Raw genomic sequence first — 16,549 nt, 5'->3', positions numbered from 1 at the left:
CGGGGGACGGACGGGGAGCACGGGCGTCGTCCGGGCGCGGCCCGCTCAGCTCCAGGGTTCGATGACCGTCACGCCCGCCCCCTGGGCCGTCCCCATCGCGGTCAGGGCGCCCGGGGCCGCGTCCAGGGGGATCGTCCACGTCACCAGCAGGTCGGGGCGCAGCGTGCCCGCCCGGACCAGTTCCAGCATCGGCGGGTAGGTGTGCGCGGCCATGCCGTGGCTGCCGAGCAGCTCCAGCTCCAGGGCGACCGCGCGGGCCATGGGCACCGGGGTCGTGCCGGTCGGGGAGGGGAGCAGGCCGACCTGGACGTGCCGGCCCCGGCGGCGCAGGCCGTTGACGGAGGCGGCGCAGGTGACGGGCGAGCCGAGGGCGTCGAGGGACAGGTGGGCGCCGCCGCCGGTCAGTTCCCGCACCGCAGAGGCCGTGTCCTCGGTGCGGGAGGCGTCCACGCAGTCCGCCGCGCCGAACTTCCGTGCCAGGTCGAGGGCGCCCGGCGACACGTCGACGGCGACGACGCGCGCGCCGGCGGCGGCCGCGATCATCACGGCGGACAGGCCGACGCCCCCGCAGCCGTGCACCGCGACCCACTCCCCCGCCGCGACCCGGCCCTGCTGGACGACCGCGCGGAACGCCGTGGCGAACCGGCAGCCGAGCCCGGCCGCCGTCGCGAACGACATGCCGTCGGGGACGGCGACGAGGTTGACGTCGGCCCGGTCGAGCGCGACGTACTGCGCGAAGGAGCCCCAGTGGGTGAACCCGGGCTGGGTCTGCCGCTCGCACACCTGCTGGTCCCCGGCGGCGCAGGCCGGGCAGGTCCCGCAGGCGCAGACGAACGGAACGGTGACCCGGTCGCCCGCACGCCAGTCGGTCACCCGGGTCCCCACCGCCTCGACCACACCGGCGAGTTCGTGTCCCGGCACGTGCGGCAGCGTGATGTCCGGGTCGTGTCCCTGCCAGCCGTGCCAGTCGCTGCGGCACAGCCCGGTCGCCTCGACCCGCACGACCACCCCGTGCTCCGCGGGTGCCGGATCCTCGACGCTTCGCACCTCGACCGGTCCACCGAACCGCTCGAACACCACCGCCCGCATCGCCGCCTCGCCTTCCGTGATCGCCGGGGCCGCCTCGCCGGGCCCTCTCGCGCATCCTCCGCGATCATCTCCCGCACGGCGGAGCACCAGGGCCCCCGGTCGCCTCGCCGCCTGCCCGGCGGCGATGCCCCGCCCGCACTCCCCCCGCCCCGGGCGCGGACCCGTGTCCGCCCGAGTACGGGGGCCTGCGCCGGGCACGCCGAGAGCCCGCGCCCGACGCCGCCGGGGTGCCCTTCCGGCCACGACGGGAAGGTGGCGACAGGGCCTAGCTCCGCGCCCCCACCGTGTCCCGGGCCGGTGCAGGCTCCTCGGTCGCGGGCGCCGGGGCCGCCTCCGCCTCGCTCAGGCCGAAGCGTCGGTGGAAGCGCCGGAGCGGGGCCGGGGCCCACCAGGTCGCCCGGCCGGTCAGGCGCATCACCGCGGGCACGAGCAGGCTGCGCACGATCATCGCGTCCATGAGGACCGCCAGGGCGATGCCCAGGCCGAGCATCTTGGTGTTGGTGACGCGGGAGGTTCCTATCGCGACCATCACCACCGCGAGGATGACGGCGGCGGCGGTGATCAGCCCGCCCGTGCGCCGCACGCCGTGCCGGACCGCCTGCTCGTGGTCGCCACTGTGGTCGTACTCCTCCTTGATGCGGGACAGCAGGAACACGCCGTAGTCCATGGAGAGGCCGAAGGCCACGCAGAACATCAGGACCGGGAGGGTCGTCTCTATGGAACCGGGGCTGGTGAAGCCGAGCAGGCCGGACAGGTGGCCGTCCTGGAAGACCCACACGACCGCCCCGAACATCGCCGTCAGGCTGAGCGCGTTGAGCAGCACCGCCTGGACGGGTATGAGCACGCTGCCGGTCAGGAGGAAGACCAGGAACAGGGTGACGACCGTGATGAAGAGGGCCGCCCACGGGAGGCGCTCGCCGATGGCGTCCTTGGAGTCGACCAGCACGGCCGCCGTGCCGGTCACCCGGGTGCCGAAGGGGGCCTTCGTGGCGCGCAGTTCGCCGACCAGGGCCTGGGCGGGTTCGTCGACGGCCTCGCCCCTCGGGAGCACCGTGAAGTAGGCGGAGTCGCCCTCGACCAGCGGGCCCGCCACGCTCCGCACGCCGGGCAGGGCGGCGATCCGCTCCTTGTAGGCGGCGTACTGGGCCTCGGTGGCACGGCCCTCGGCGAGGACTTCGAGGCCGCCGCCCGGGTTGCCCGGGAAGCCGTCGCGGATGTGCTGCTGCACGACGTGCGACTCGGCGCTCGCGGGCAGCTGGCGGTCGTCCGCGGTGCCGAACCTCACGCCCAGGAAGGGCAGTCCGAGCAGGACGAGGACGGCGGTGGTGCCCAGGGCGAAGAACGGGGCGCGGCGCATGACCAGCGTCGCCGTGCGCGCCCAGCCCCTGCCCTCCTCGGCGGGACCGGAGCGCTCGGGCCGGCCCCGGCGGAACAGGCGGCGCAGGTCCAGGGAGTTGACGCGGTGGCCGAGCAGGATCAGCGCGGCCGGCAGCAGGATCAGGGCGGCCGCGGCGGCCAGCAGCACCACGGCGATCCCGGCGTAGGCGAAGGAGCGCAGGAAGTACTGCGGGAAGAGCAGCATGGCCGCCAGCGACACCGCCACGGTGAGGGCGGAGAACAGGACCGTGCGCCCCGCCGTGCGCAGGGTGGTGGCCACGGCCGTCAACGGCTCGGCCCCGCCGGACAGTTCCTCACGGAAGCGGCGGACGATGAACAGGGCGTAGTCGATGGCGAGGCCCAGGCCGAGGGCCGTCGTCAGGTTCAGGGCGAAGACCGACACGTCGGTCAGTTCGGTGAGGCCGCGCAGCAGCGCGTTGGTGCCGAGGATGGCGACGATGCCGATGCCGAGCGGCAGCAGGGCGGCGACGGCGCTGCCGAAGACCATGACCAGCAGCACGAGCGTGACCGGCAGGGCGATGAGTTCGGCGCGGGTCAGGTCCTCCTGGATGATCGTCTGCATCTCGTGCCGGACGGCGACCGGGCCGCCGATCGTCACCTCCACCGCGCCGTGCGCGCCCCGGTAACGGGGTGCGATGCGGTCGAGGGTGTCGCCCGCCGCGCTCTCGTCGCCGGTGATGCGGGCGGCTATCAGCGCCTGGTGTCCGTCCTTCGCGCGCAGGGCGGGCGCGCCCGACTGCCAGTAGGAGCCGACGCCCGTGACGCCCCGCTCACCGGCCAGGCGGGCGGCGAGCCGCTCGGCCTCGGCGGCGACGGCCGGGTCGTCGACCGAGGCGGCGCCCGCGTCGACGAGGAGCAGGAGGTTGGGCTGGGAGCCGGGGAACTCGCGCTCCAGCGCCTTGGTCGCGTAGGTGGACTCGGCGGCCGGGTCCTCCCAGCCGCCGCTGCCGAGCCGGTCGGCGACCCCGCTGCCGGCCAGCACGGCGAGCACGGTGAGCACGAGGGCCGCGAGCAGCGACAGTCGTGGGCGGGCGGTCACGAATCGGGTCCAGCCTCCGACCCCCGGCGGCTTGTTGACTTCGGTCATCCCGCGGTGTCCCCTTCACCGTGAAATCCATCGTGAACCGGACCGTGCCCGACGCCTTCGCGCAGGCAGGCGGCATGGATCTGCCATTGCCATAGACTGGCAAACACGAGAGATCGCTCGCGTTTCCCTAGAATGCGAGCGGGCGCTCGTGTTTGTCAATCGCGTTCGACGAGCTGGGGATAACCGCGTGCCCGAGAACCCCGAGACCACCGAGAGGCCCGGCGGGGAGCAGCCGGCCGAGGCCAGGCCGCGCCGCCGCCAGGCCCGCGGCGAGCGCCGCGTCGCCCAACTGCTGGAGGCCGCCGCGTCCGTCTTCTGCACGACCGGGTACACGGCCGCGAGCACCAACGCCATCGCCCGCGAGGCGGGCGTCTCGCCGGGCACGCTCTACCAGTTCTTCCCGAACAAGGAGGCCATCGCGATCGAGCTGGGCGAGCGGCTCATGCACCAGATGCGGGAGACGTACGGCGAGGCGCTCGCCCCGGTGGACCCCGCGACACCGCTGGAGGAGGCCGTGGGCGCGGCGGTCGACCGGTTCATCGACTTCAACTGCCGCCATCCGGTGTTCTTCGCCCTGATGCACGGCCCCGACATCCCGGGCCGCATCGCCGAGGAGCACGACGCCCTGCACGTGACGCTGCTGTCGCGCGTCGAGACGCTGATCTCCTCGCTCCTGCCGGGCGCCCCCGCGGCCGACGTCACCCGCACCGCGCACGTCTGCCTCGGCATCTACAAGGCCGGCCTGGAACTGGTCCTGAGCCACGAGGGCGCCGAGCGGGAGGCGTACGTACGGGAGTTGAAGAACGTCCTGCTGCGGTACCTGAGACCACTGGTCGACGCGGACGGGCCGGCCTTTGATTAATACCCCCTAGGGGTATACAGTGGGTGCCGTGGGCGACACACGGACCCGTTCGGTCCCCGTCGGCCCCATATGCCCCCATACGCCTCGACGAGGAGTAACGACATGACCGCCCAGACCGACACCCCGGGTTCCGTCACCGCCGTCTACAAGGTGACCGGAATGAGCTGTGGCCACTGCGAGGGCTCCGTCTCCGCCGAGATCTCCGAGATCCCCGGCGTGCGCTCGGTCAAGGCCGTCGCCGCCGCCGGCGAGGTCACCGTCGTCTCCGACTCCCCGCTGGACGACGCGGCGGTCCGCGCCGCCGTGGACGAGGCGGGCTACGAGCTCGTCGGCAAGGCCTGACCCGTCCGGCGACGGACGCGCCCGCGGCCCCGGCCGCAGGCAGCACCACCCACCCGGACCGGGACGCACCGGCCAGTTCATACTGGCTCCGCACGGCCCGGTCCGTCGTCTGGAGTCCGGACATGACCAGCACCACCGAGAGAACCCCGAGCACCGCCGCGGGAGCCCCTGCCGACCCGCCCCCGGAGCGCTCCGAGGTCGAACTGCGCATCGGCGGGATGACCTGCGCCTCCTGCGCGGCCCGCGTCGAGAAGAAGCTCAACCGCATGGACGGCGTGACCGCCACGGTGAACTACGCCACGGAGAAGGCCAGGGTCGCCTATCCGGCGGGCGTCGAGGTCGCCGACCTGATCGCCACGGTCGTGAAGACCGGCTACACCGCCGAGGAACCGCCGCCGGAGCCCGAGCGGCAGGAGCTCCCCGCCGCCGAGGAGGACCCCGGGGCGGACGCGCTCCGCCTGCGCCTCACCGTCTGCGCCGCCCTCGCCGTCCCCGTCGTCGCGCTGTCGATGGTCCCGGCCCTGCAGTTCGACAACTGGCAGTGGCTCGCGCTCACCCTCGCCGCGCCCGTCGTCGTCTGGGGCGGCCTGCCGTTCCACCGCGCCGCCTGGACGAACGTCCGGCACGGCGCGGCCACCATGGACACGCTGGTCTCGGTCGGCACGCTCGCCGCGTTCGGCTGGTCCCTGTGGGCGCTGTTCCTCGGCGACGCGGGCCGGCCCGGCATGCGCGACGGCTTCGCCCTGACCGTCTCCCGCATGGACGGCGCCTCCGCGATCTACCTGGAGGTCGCCGCCGGGGTCACCACGTTCATCCTGCTCGGCCGCCACCTGGAGGCCCGCTCCAAGCGGCGCGCGGGAGCGGCGCTCAGGGCGCTCATGGAGCTGGGCGCCAAGGACGTGGCCGTCCTGCGGGACGGCACCGAGGTGCGCGTCCCGGTCGGGCGGCTGGCCGTCGGTGACCGGTTCGTCGTACGGCCCGGCGAGAAGATCGCCACCGACGGCACCGTCGTCGAGGGCGCCTCCGCCGTGGACGCCTCGATGCTGACCGGCGAGTCGGTGCCGGTGGACGTCACCGTCGGCGACACGGTCGCCGGGGCGACCGTCAACGCCGGCGGGCTGCTGGTCGTGCGGGCCACGCGGGTCGGCGCCGGCACCCAGCTCGCCCGGATGGCGAAGCTGGTCGAGGACGCGCAGAACGGCAAGGCCGAGGTGCAGCGGCTCGCCGACCGGATCTCCGCGGTCTTCGTGCCCGTGGTGCTGCTCATCGCGGCGGGCACCTTCGGCGGCTGGCTGGGCACCACCGGGGACACCGTCGCGGCGTTCACCGCGGCCGTCGCCGTCCTGATCATCGCCTGCCCGTGCGCGCTGGGCCTGGCCACGCCGACCGCGCTGATGGTCGGCACCGGGCGCGGCGCCCAGCTCGGCATCCTCATCAAGGGCCCGGAGGTCCTGGAGTCCACCCGCCGCGTCGACACGGTCGTCCTGGACAAGACGGGCACGGTCACCACCGGCCGCATGACGCTCCAGGAGGTGCACGTCGCCGACGGCGCCGACGAGGAGCGGGTGCTGCGGCTCGCGGGCGCCGTCGAGGACGCCTCCGAGCATCCCGTGGCCCGGGCGGTCGCCGCCGGGGCGCGGGAGCGGATCGGCCCGCTGCCCGGGGTGGAGCGCTTCGAGAACGTGCCCGGCAGGGGCGTACGGGCACGCGTGGAGGGCCACGAGGTGGCGGTGGGCCGCCTCTTCGACGAGTTGCCCGACGGCCTCGCACGCGCGCGTGCGGCGGCCGAGCGCGACGGGCGCACGGCGGTCGTCGTCGGCTGGGACGGCGCGGCGCGCGGCGTGCTGGCCGTCGCGGACGCCGTGAAGGAGACCAGCGCCGAGGCGGTGCGCGAGCTGCGCGCCCTGGGGCTCACGCCGGTCCTGCTGACCGGGGACAACCGGGCGGTCGCCGAGTCCGTCGCCCACACCGTGGGCATCGACGAGGTGATCGCCGAGGTGCTGCCCGAGGACAAGGTCGACGTCGTACGGCGGCTGCAGGCCGAGGGGCGGACGGTGGCCATGGTCGGTGACGGGGTCAACGACGCCGCCGCGCTCGCCGCCGCCGACCTGGGACTGGCGATGGGCACCGGGACGGACGCGGCGATCGAGGCGGGCGATCTGACGCTGGTGCGCGGGGACCTCAGGGTGGCCGCGGACGCGATCCGGCTGTCACGGCGGACGCTGGGCACGATCAAGGGCAATCTGGTGTGGGCCTTCGGTTACAACGTGGCCGCGCTGCCGCTGGCCGCCGCCGGACTGCTGAACCCGATGATCGCGGGTGCCGCGATGGCGTTCTCGTCGGTTTTCGTGGTGACGAACAGCCTGCGTCTGAGGCGATTTTCCTGACGACCGGACCTCACGGCCACTGGAGTACCGAGCCGGGCTCACATATCCTCTTCACAAGCCTCACGCATCTTCCTTACGCTTGGGTCCGTTCGACGGATCAGGGCTCTTGCTCACCTAACGGACATATGCAAGAGACGCAGATCACAGTGATACGAACGTAACCATCGAAGGGGTTCGAAGGTCTAAGTTGACGATGTCGGGAGCGTCTTGGGGGGCGCTCGCTGACATCTGGGGATTGTCTTGGGGGACTTTCCTCGGAAATGCGTTGCCGGGGCACGTACGCCGGGAAGCTTTGAGCGGCCCTCCCGGGCGTGCGCTGTCCCGGCAGAGCGCACCAGCAGCATCACCCCGTGCGCGTCGGGTCCGCCCGTCGCGCACAACAGCGATTCAGGCGCTGTCCTCACAAGCGCCCGGCCGGATCCCGTGGGGGGAATCCGCACCGGGACATGGGAAGGCGCCCTGGACGTCGGCCCGTGGGGGGACCGGCGCCGGGGCGCCTTCTGCTGTGTCCGGGCCCGCCCGGCACGCGGCGGGCTCCGCACCCGAGACGGATGCGGAGCCCGAGGAGAGCGTGACGCGAGGGCTCAGCGCTCCTCGACGGGAACGAAGTCGCGCTCGACGACGCCCGTGTAGATCTGGCGCGGACGGCCGATGCGGGAGCCCGGCTCCTTGATCATCTCGTGCCACTGGGCGATCCAGCCCGGCAGCCGGCCGAGGGCGAACAGGACCGTGAACATCTCGGTCGGGAAGCCCATGGCCCGGTAGATCAGGCCGGTGTAGAAGTCCACGTTCGGGTAGAGGCTGCGCGAGACGAAGTAGTCGTCGGAGAGCGCGTGCTCCTCCAGCTTCAGCGCGATGTCCAGCAGCTCGTCGGACTTGCCGAGGGCGGACAGCACGTCGTGCGCGGCGGCCTTGATGATCTTGGCGCGCGGGTCGAAGTTCTTGTAGACCCGGTGGCCGAAGCCCATCAGGCGGACGCCGTCCTCCTTGTTCTTCACCTTGCGGATGAAGGAGTCGACGTCGCCGCCGGAGTCGCGGATGCCCTCCAGCATCTCCAGCACCGACTGGTTGGCGCCGCCGTGCAGCGGGCCCCAGAGCGCGTTGATGCCGGCGGAGATCGAGGCGAACATGTTCGCCTGCGAGGAGCCGACCAGGCGGACCGTGGAGGTCGAGCAGTTCTGCTCGTGGTCCGCGTGCAGGATCAGCAGCTTGTCGAGGGCGGACACCACGATCGGGTCCAGGTCGTACTCCTGCGCCGGGACCGAGAAGGTCATCCGCAGGAAGTTCTCCACGTACCCGAGGTCGTTGCGCGGGTAGACGAACGGGTGGCCGATCGACTTCTTGTACGCGTAGGCCGCGATCGTCGGGAGCTTGGCGAGCAACCGGATGGTGGAGAGGTTGCGCTGCGTCTCGTCGAACGGGTTGTGGCTGTCCTGGTAGAACGTCGACAGCGCCGAGACCACGGACGACAGCATGGCCATCGGGTGGGCGTCGCGCGGGAAGCCACGGTAGAAGTTCTTGACGTCCTCGTGCAGCAGGGTGTGCTGCGTGATCTCGTTCTTGAACCCCGTGAGCTCGTCGACCGTCGGCAGCTCGCCGTTGATCAGCAGGTAGGCGACCTCCAGGAAGGTGGAGCGCTCGGCCAGCTGCTCGATCGGGTAGCCGCGGTACCGGAGGATGCCGGCCTCGCCGTCCAGATACGTAATGGCGGATTTGTAGGCGGCGGTGTTCCCGTAGCCGCTGTCCAGCGTCACCAGACCGGTCTGGGCGCGGAGCTTGCCGATGTCGAAGCCCTTGTCACCGACGGTGCTGTCGATCACCGGGTAGGTGTACTCGTTGCCGTCGTACCGCAGTACTACAGAGTTGTCGCTCACGTCTTCCCTCACCGACGTTGTGCCTCATCTTCGAGGTGCCCTGACTGTCTCTACCATCCCCCACTTGGCTCAGGAGAGTGCACTCGGGGTCGACCATCGGGCCTACTGACGGCACTCAGTGCCGCCAACTTGCTCATCCTGCCCCCTGTTTTCCGGTTCCGGAAGTGCCGTGTGACCTTTGCGACTCATTTGATCGATCATTTTTCGCTGTTCGCCACCCTAGGGGCGCGGTGAGGCCGACAGACGGTGGTCCAGGGCCGTGCAGCGGCGGCCCGCCGACACCGTGCGCACCGCCTGTCCGATCGCCTTGCGCGAACCGACCAGGACGACGAGTTTCTTCGCGCGCGTGACCGCCGTGTACAGCAGGTTCCGCTGGAGCATCATCCACGCGCCCGTGGTGACGGGGATGACCACGGCCGGGTACTCACTGCCCTGGGAGCGGTGGATCGTCACGGCGTAGGCGTGCGCCAGCTCGTCCAGTTCGTCGAATTCGTACGGCACCTCCTCGTCCTCGTCCGTCAGCACCGTGAGGCGCTGGTCGACCGGATCGAGTGAGGTGACCACGCCCACGGTGCCGTTGAAGACACCGTTCTTCCCCTTCTCGTAATTGTTGCGGATCTGGGTGACCTTGTCGCCGACGCGGAAGACCCGGCCGCCGAACCGCTTCTCCGGCAGGTCCGGGCGCGCGGGCGTCACCGCCTGCTGGAGCAGGCCGTTGAGCGTGCCGGCGCCCGCGGGTCCCCGGTGCATCGGCGCCAGCACCTGGACGTCACGGCGCGGGTCGAGGCCGAACCTGGCCGGAATACGACGTGCCGCCACGTCCACCGTGAGGCGCCCGGCCTCCTCCGTGTCGTCCTCGACGAAGAGGAAGAAGTCCTTCATGCCGTCCGTCAGCGGATGCTGCCCGGCGTTGATCCGGTGCGCGTTGGTGACCACGCCGGACTGCTGGGCCTGGCGGAACACGCGCGTGAGGCGGACGGCCGGGACCGGGCTGCCGTCGGCCAGCAGGTCCCGCAGCACCTCGCCCGCGCCGACGCTGGGCAGCTGGTCCACGTCGCCGACGAACAGCAGATGGGCGCCCGGCGGTACGGCCTTGACCAGCTTGTTGGCGAGCAGCAGGTCCAGCATGGACGCCTCGTCGACCACCACCAGGTCGGCGTCCAGCGGCCGGTCCTTGTCGTACGCCGCGTCGCCGCCTGGCTTCAGCTCCAGCAGGCGGTGGACGGTGGAGGCCTCGGCGCCGGTCAGCTCGGCCAGGCGCTTGGCGGCGCGACCGGTGGGGGCGGCGAGCACCACCTTGGCCTGCTTCGCGCGGGCCAGTTCCACGATCGAGCGGACCGTGAAGGACTTGCCGCAGCCGGGGCCGCCGGTGAGGACGGCGACCTTCTCCGTCAGCGCGAGTTTGACGGCCGCCTCCTGCTCGGGCGCGAGATCGGCGCCCGTACGGCCCTTCAGCCAGGCCAGCGCCTTGTCCCAGGCCACGTCCCGGAAGCCGGGCATCCGGTCCTCGTCGGTGCGCAGCAGGCGCAACAGCTGGGCGGCGAGGGAGAGTTCGGCGCGGTGGAAGGGGACGAGGTAGATCGCGGTGACGGGGGCGCCGCCGCCGTCCGGTCCCGGGACCTTCTCCCGTACGACACCGGGGTCGGAGCCGTCCTCCGGGGGCGCGGCCAGTTCGGCCAGGCACTCGATGACCAGGCCCGTGTCGACCTGGAGCAGCTTCACCGCGTCCTTGATCAGCTGCTCCTCGGGGAGATAGCAGTTGCCCTGGTCGGTGGCCTGGGACAGGGCGTACTGCAGGCCCGCCTTCACACGCTCCGGGCTGTCGTGCGGGATGCCGACGGACTGGGCGATCCTGTCGGCGGTGAGGAAGCCGATGCCCCAGACGTCGGAGGCCAGCCGGTAGGGCTGGTTCTTGACGACGGAGATCGAGGCGTCGCCGTACTTCTTGTAGATCCGGACGGCGATCGACGTGGACACCTCCACGGTCTGGAGGAAGAGCATGACCTCCTTGATCGCCTTCTGTTCCTCCCAGGCGTCGGCGATCTTCTTGGTGCGCTTGGGGCCGAGGCCGGGCACCTCGATCAGGCGCTTGGGCTCCTCCTCGATGACGCGGAGGGTGTCGGTGCCGAAGTGCTGCGTGATGCGGTCGGCGAAGACCGGTCCGATGCCCTTGACGAGGCCGGAGCCGAGATAGCGCCGGATGCCCTGGACGGTGGCCGGGAGGACGGTCGTGTAGTTCTCCACGTGGAACTGCTTGCCGTACTGCGGGTGGGACCCCCAGCGCCCCTCCATGCGCAGGGACTCCCCCACCTGCGCGCCGAGCAGCGCGCCGACGACCGTGAGGAGATCGCCGCCGCCCCTGCCGGTGTCGACCCGGGCGACCGTGTAGCCGTTCTCCTCGTTGGCGTACGTGATGCGCTCCAGAACCCCTTCGAGCACGGTCGTCCGCCGCTCACCGCCCGTGCCGGCGTCCGCCTGATTCGCCATGATCCGACGGTACCGGTGGGCACCGACATGGGCGGTGCCGGTCGGGAACGGATGCGCCCCGGGCCCCGAGACACGGCCCCGCCCCTTACCCCCCGGCCAAGTCCGCCGTCGTGCCGTCCCCCTCCAGCAGCAGCACCACCGCCTCCGCCCGCAGTCGTGCGGCCCGGTCGGCGTGGGCCGGTGCGGTCAGCCGGGCCGCGGCTGCCAGGCGTTCGTCGGCCTGGGCTCGCACGATGTCCCGCACGTCGTCCGTCGTGAGCGTGTCGCTCGACCGGCAGCGCAGCCGGTCGGAGCGGATCATCACGATCCGGTTTCAGGGGGCCGTTCAGGGGTTGTTTTCGGCCGTGTAATCGATTCCAATCCTCCGTGTAATCGATTCCACGAGGAGGTGGAACGGCGATGGCGAGCATCAAGGACGTCGCCGCGGCGGCCGGGTTGTCCGTGGCCACCGTGTCGCGTGTCCTGAACGACCATCCGTCGGTCAGCGCAGACGCGCGCACGCGTGTGCTGGCCGCCGTCGAGACGCTGGGCTACCGGCCGAACGCCGTCGCCCGTTCCCTGCGGACCGACCAGACCCGCACCCTCGGTCTCGTCATCAGCGACGTGCTCAACCCGTACTTCACCGCCCTCGCGCGGTCCGTGGAGGAGGAGGCGCGCTCGCTCGGGTACAGCGTGATCATCGGCAACGCCGACGAGCGGCCCGATCTCCAGGACCACCACGTGCGGACCCTGCTGGACCGGCGCATCGACGGACTGCTCGTCTCGCCCACCGACGGCGGCTCCCCGCTGATGCTGGACGCCGCGCGGGCCGGGACGCCGATGGTCTTCGTCGACCGGTGGATTCCCGGCGTGGACGTGCCCGTCGTCCGCTCGGACGGGCGGGCCGCCGTGCGGGATCTCGTCGCGCACCTGCACGGGCTCGGGCACCGGCGGCTCGCGATCATCGCGGGACCGGCGGCGACCACGACCGGACGCGAGCGCGTCGAGGCCTTCCGGGAGGCGCTGGGCGCGTACGGGCTCGACCTGCCCGCCGGTTACGTCGGCCAGGGCGACTTCCAGACCGAGAGCGGGCGGCGGGTCACCGAGGGGTTTCTCGCGCTGCCCGAGCCGCCCGAGGTCGTCTTCGCCGCCGACAACCTGATGGCGCTCGGCGCCCTCGACGCGATCCGGGCGCGGGGCATGCGGGTGCCCGACGACATCGGACTCGCCGCGTTCGACGACATCCCGTGGTTCGTGCACACCGATCCCCCGGTCACCGCCATTTCCCAGCCCACGGGCGAGCTGGGGCGTGCCGCCGTGCGCGCGCTGGTCGACCGCGTCGAGGGGCGGGCCGGCGCGTCCGTCACCCTCCCCGCCCGGCTCGTCGTGCGCCGCTCCTGCGGGGAGAACCCCGGCGCGCCCGCGTCCCCCGTGCCTCGGCCCCCCGAACCCCCGTCCCCCGTACGAAGGAGTACGTCGTGAGCGACCCGGACGAGTTGCTGCGCATCGAGGGCATCCGCAAGACCTTTCCCGGCGTGGTGGCGCTCGACGGCGTCGACTTCGAGCTGCGCCGGGGCGAGGTGCATGTGCTGCTCGGTGAGAACGGCGCCGGCAAGAGCACCCTCATCAAGATGCTCTCCGGCGCGTACACGCCCGACGCCGGGCGGATTCTCGTCGGCGGTCAGGAGGTGCGCATCAGTGGTGCGCAGGACTCCGAGCGCCTCGGGATCGCCACGATCTACCAGGAGTTCAACCTGGTTCCCGATCTGACCGTCGCCGAGAACATCTTCCTGGGCCGGCAGCCGCGCCGCTTCGGGATGATCGACCGGAAGCGGATGGAGGCCGAGGCCGCCGTCCTGCTGGAGCGGGTCGGGGTGAACGTGCCGCCACGCGCGCGCGTGCGTGAACTCGGCATCGCGCGGCTCCAGATGGTCGAGATCGCCAAGGCGCTCAGTCTGAACGCGCGTGTGCTGATCATGGACGAGCCGACCGCCGTGCTCACCTCCGAGGAGGTCGAGAAGCTGTTCGCCATCGTGCGCAAGCTGCGCGAGGACGGCGTCGGGATCGTCTTCATCACGCACCACCTGGAGGAGATCGCCGCTCTCGGCGACCGCGTCACCGTGATCCGGGACGGGCGCAGTGTCGGGCGGGTCCCCGCGACCGCGTCCGAGGACGAACTCGTACGGCTCATGGTGGGGCGGTCCATCGAGCAGCAGTACCCGCGGGAGCGGGCGGCTGCCGGTGAGGCGCTGCTGAAGGTGGACGGGCTGACGCGCGACGGCGTGTTCCACGACGTGAGTTTCGAGGTGCGGGCCGGTGAGGTCGTCGGCATCGCGGGGCTCGTGGGCGCCGGGCGCACGGAGGTCGTCCGGGCCGTGTTCGGCGCCGATCCCTACGACCGGGGTGCCGTGCGGGTCGGCGGCAGGCCGCTGCGGCGGCACGACGTGAACGCCGCGATGGCGGCCGGTGTCGGGCTCGTCCCCGAGGACCGCAAGGGCCAGGGGCTGGTGCTGGACGCGTCCGTCGAGGAGAACCTCGGTCTGGTGACGCTGCGTTCGGCCACGCGCGCGGGGCTCGTCGACCTGAAGGGCCAGCGGGAGGCGGCCGGGCGGATCGCCGGGCAGCTCGGGGTGCGGATGGCCGGGCTCGGTCAGCACGTGCGCACGCTGTCCGGCGGCAACCAGCAGAAGGTCGTCATCGGAAAATGGCTGCTGGCGGACACCCGGGTGCTCATCCTCGACGAGCCGACGCGCGGTATCGACGTCGGCGCCAAGGTCGAGATCTACCAGCTCGTCAACGAGCTGACGGCCGCCGGGGCCGCCGTCCTGATGATCTCCAGCGATCTGCCCGAGGTGCTCGGCATGAGCGACCGGGTGCTGGTGATGGCGCAGGGCCGGATCGCGGGTGAACTCGCCGCGGACGAGGCCACGCAGGACGCCGTGATGGCACTCGCCGTCAGCGCACCCGCCACCACGGCCGAAGAGGCCGGAGAAGCCGAAGAAACCGAAGAAGCCGAACAAACCGCAGTGACCGGAACGACGGAAGGGGAGGCCACCCGTGGCCACTGACACGCTCAAGAGCTCCGCGGGCGCGCGTGGCGCCTCGGGCGGCCTGCGCCGCCTGCTGCTCGACAACGGCGCGCTCACCGCGCTCATCGTCCTCGTCGTCGCGATGTCGGCGCTGTCCGGCGACTTCCTGACGGCGGACAACCTGCTCAACATCGGCGTCCAGGCCGCCGTGACGGCGATCCTCGCGTTCGGCGTCACCTTCGTGATCGTCTCGGCGGGCATCGACCTGTCGGTCGGCTCCGTCGCCGCCCTGTCGGCGACCGTCCTGGCGTGGAGCGCGACGTCGGCCGGGGTGCCGGTGGCGCTGGCGGTCGTCCTGGCCGTCGCCACGGGCATCGCCTGCGGCCTGGTCAACGGCTTCCTCGTGTCGTACGGCAAACTGCCGCCGTTCATCGCGACGCTGGCCATGCTGTCCGTGGCGCGCGGGCTGTCGCTGGTGATCTCGCAGGGCTCCCCGATCCCCTTCCCGGACTCCGTCTCGCACCTCGGCGACACGCTCGGCGGGTGGCTGCCGGTGCCGGTGCTCGTGATGGTCGCCCTCGGGCTGCTCACGGCGTTCGTGCTGGGCCGGACGTACATCGGGCGTTCGATGTACGCCATCGGCGGCAACGAGGAGGCGGCCCGGCTGTCCGGGCTGCGGGTGAAGAGGCAGAAGCTCGTCATCTACGCCCTGTCGGGTCTGTTCGCCGCCGCCGCGGGCATCGTGCTCGCCGCCCGGCTGTCCTCCGCGCAGCCGCAGGCCGCCCAGGGCTACGAGCTGGACGCGATCGCGGCCGTCGTCATCGGCGGTGCCTCGCTCGCGGGCGGCACCGGCAAGGCCTCGGGCACGCTGATCGGCGCGCTGATCCTGGCGGTGCTGCGCAACGGCCTCAACCTCCTTTCGGTGTCCGCGTTCTGGCAGCAGGTCGTCATCGGTGTGGTGATCGCCCTGGCGGTGCTGCTGGACACGGTGCGGCGCAAGGCCGGGGCCACTCCCGTGGCGGCCGGGGCGGGGACGCCGGGCGGCAAGGGGCGGCAGGCGGCGACGTACGTGATCGCGGCCGTGGTCGCGGTGGCCGTCGTCGGCGCGATGTCCTTCCTGCACAACGGCTCCTCGACGGCGAAGACCCAGAAGGTGGGCCTGTCCCTGTCGACGCTGAACAACCCGTTCTTCGTGCAGATCCGGGACGGCGCCGAGGCCGAGGCAAAGAGGCTGGGCGTGGACCTGACGGTGACGGACGCGCAGAACGACGCCTCGCAGCAGGCCAACCAGTTGCAGAACTTCACCAGCGGCGGCCTCTCCGCGATCGTCGTCAACCCGGTGGACTCGGACGCGGCGGGCCCCTCGGTGCGCTCCGCGAACAAGGCCGGCATCCCCGTCGTCGCCGTCGACCGGGGCGTCAACAAGGCCGACACGGCCGCCCTGGTCGCCTCCGACAACGTGGCGGGCGGCCGGCAGGGCGCCAGGGCGCTGGCCGAGAAGCTCGGCGGCAAGGGCACCATCGTCATCCTCCAGGGCCAGGCCGGCACCTCCGCCAGCCGGGAGCGCGGCGCGGGCTTCGCCGAAGGGCTGAAGGAGTACCCGGGCATCAAGGTCGTCGCCAGGCAGCCCGCGGACTTCGACCGCACCAAGGGCCTCGACGTGATGACGAACCTGCTCCAGGCCCACCCGCACGTCGACGGCGTCTTCGCGGAGAACGACGAGATGGCGCTCGGCGCGATCAAGGCCCTCGGTTCGAAGGCCGGCAGGTCGGTCCAGGTCGTCGGCTTCGACGGCACGCCTGACGGCCTCAAGGCGGTCGAGGCGGGCACGCTGTACGCGTCCGTCGCGCAGGTGCCGCGGGAGCTCGGCAGGATCGCCGTGGCCAACGCGCTGCGGGCGGCCGAGGACGAGAAGGTCGGCGAGACGGTCAAGGTGCCGGTGAAGGTGGTCACGAAGGAGAACGTGGCCGGGTTCGGCGGCTGACGACCGGTCAGCGGGCGGGCGGCCACGACGG

The 16,549-nt window shown here is 72.0% G+C and carries 11 protein-coding genes; 6 read left to right on the top strand and 5 right to left on the bottom strand.

The window, feature by feature from the left end; all coding sequences use genetic code 11:
• Positions 1-45: 45 nt before the first annotated feature.
• Together QC282_RS08980 and QC282_RS08975 are read right to left on the bottom strand one after the other, a co-directional pair.
• Entirely contained in the window at positions 46-1,089 is a 1,044-nt protein-coding gene (locus QC282_RS08980; protein WP_279548719.1) for a zinc-dependent alcohol dehydrogenase family protein, read from the bottom strand.
• Positions 1,090-1,354: 265 nt separating this feature from the next.
• Positions 1,355-3,574: an MMPL family transporter gene (locus QC282_RS08975; protein WP_279548718.1), complete on the bottom strand. Its 2,220-nt coding sequence runs from the start codon at positions 3,572-3,574 to the stop codon at positions 1,355-1,357.
• 187 nt (positions 3,575-3,761) lie between these two features.
• On the opposite strand from QC282_RS08975, the gene QC282_RS08970 reads away from it, so the two are divergent.
• The 3 genes from QC282_RS08970 (at position 3,762) to QC282_RS08960 (ending at position 7,165) form a co-directional block, all read left to right on the top strand.
• Positions 3,762-4,436, top strand: a complete 675-nt coding sequence (locus QC282_RS08970; protein WP_279548717.1) for a TetR/AcrR family transcriptional regulator — start codon at positions 3,762-3,764, stop codon at positions 4,434-4,436.
• Between the two features lie 102 nt (positions 4,437-4,538).
• On the top strand, positions 4,539-4,778 hold the full coding sequence (locus QC282_RS08965; RefSeq protein WP_279548716.1) for a heavy-metal-associated domain-containing protein: 240 nt from the start codon (positions 4,539-4,541) through the stop codon (positions 4,776-4,778).
• Between the two features lie 122 nt (positions 4,779-4,900).
• Positions 4,901-7,165: a heavy metal translocating P-type ATPase gene (locus QC282_RS08960; RefSeq protein WP_279548715.1), complete on the top strand. Its 2,265-nt coding sequence runs from the start codon at positions 4,901-4,903 to the stop codon at positions 7,163-7,165.
• 584 nt (positions 7,166-7,749) lie between these two features.
• On the opposite strand, the gene QC282_RS08955 is transcribed toward QC282_RS08960, so the two are convergent.
• From QC282_RS08955 to QC282_RS08945, 3 genes are all read right to left on the bottom strand, one after another.
• Positions 7,750-9,039, bottom strand: coding sequence for a citrate synthase (locus QC282_RS08955; protein WP_279548714.1), 1,290 nt, complete (start codon positions 9,037-9,039; stop codon positions 7,750-7,752).
• 219 nt (positions 9,040-9,258) lie between these two features.
• Positions 9,259-11,526 (bottom strand): ATP-dependent RecD-like DNA helicase, encoded by a 2,268-nt coding sequence (locus QC282_RS08950; RefSeq protein WP_279548713.1) that lies wholly within the window; start codon positions 11,524-11,526, stop codon positions 9,259-9,261.
• Between the two features lie 85 nt (positions 11,527-11,611).
• Positions 11,612-11,827, bottom strand: coding sequence for a hypothetical protein (locus QC282_RS08945; protein WP_279548824.1), 216 nt, complete (start codon positions 11,825-11,827; stop codon positions 11,612-11,614).
• A gap of 98 nt (positions 11,828-11,925) precedes the next feature.
• Here QC282_RS08945 and QC282_RS08940 point away from each other — a divergent pair, with 98 nt between their 5' ends.
• Genes QC282_RS08940 through QC282_RS08930 form a run of 3 tightly spaced genes read left to right on the top strand, consistent with a single transcriptional unit; the run spans position 11,926 to position 16,518 of the window.
• Positions 11,926-12,987, top strand: coding sequence for a LacI family DNA-binding transcriptional regulator (locus tag QC282_RS08940; protein WP_279548712.1), 1,062 nt, complete (start codon positions 11,926-11,928; stop codon positions 12,985-12,987).
• Entirely contained in the window at positions 12,984-14,573 is a 1,590-nt protein-coding gene (locus QC282_RS08935; RefSeq protein WP_279548711.1) for a sugar ABC transporter ATP-binding protein, read from the top strand. The genes QC282_RS08940 and QC282_RS08935 overlap by 4 nt, the downstream gene beginning before the upstream one ends.
• Positions 14,563-16,518 carry a substrate-binding domain-containing protein gene (locus tag QC282_RS08930; RefSeq protein WP_279548710.1) on the top strand — a complete coding sequence of 652 codons (1,956 nt, stop codon included), beginning with the start codon at positions 14,563-14,565 and terminating at the stop codon, positions 16,516-16,518. Before QC282_RS08935 ends, QC282_RS08930 begins: the two co-directional genes overlap by 11 nt.
• Positions 16,519-16,549 lie beyond the last annotated feature (31 nt).

It is taken from the genome of Streptomyces sp. DH24 (assembly GCF_029813775.1).
Taxonomy (GTDB): Bacteria; Actinomycetota; Actinomycetes; order Streptomycetales; family Streptomycetaceae; genus Streptomyces.
Note: the sequence above shows the minus strand (reverse complement) of the source record. Positions and strands in the feature narration are given on the sequence as shown.

Coding starts and splice junctions, on each gene's coding strand:
- QC282_RS08980 (WP_279548719.1), bottom strand. CDS start 1,089: ATGCGGGCGGTGGTGTTCGAGCGGTTCGGTGGACCGGTCGAGGTGCGA.
- QC282_RS08965 (WP_279548716.1), top strand. CDS start 4,539: ATGACCGCCCAGACCGACACCCCGGGTTCCGTCACCGCCGTCTACAAG.
- QC282_RS08960 (WP_279548715.1), top strand. CDS start 4,901: ATGACCAGCACCACCGAGAGAACCCCGAGCACCGCCGCGGGAGCCCCT.
- QC282_RS08975 (WP_279548718.1), bottom strand. CDS start 3,574: ATGACCGAAGTCAACAAGCCGCCGGGGGTCGGAGGCTGGACCCGATTC.
- QC282_RS08945 (WP_279548824.1), bottom strand. CDS start 11,827: ATGATCCGCTCCGACCGGCTGCGCTGCCGGTCGAGCGACACGCTCACG.
- QC282_RS08950 (WP_279548713.1), bottom strand. CDS start 11,526: ATGGCGAATCAGGCGGACGCCGGCACGGGCGGTGAGCGGCGGACGACC.
- QC282_RS08940 (WP_279548712.1), top strand. CDS start 11,926: ATGGCGAGCATCAAGGACGTCGCCGCGGCGGCCGGGTTGTCCGTGGCC.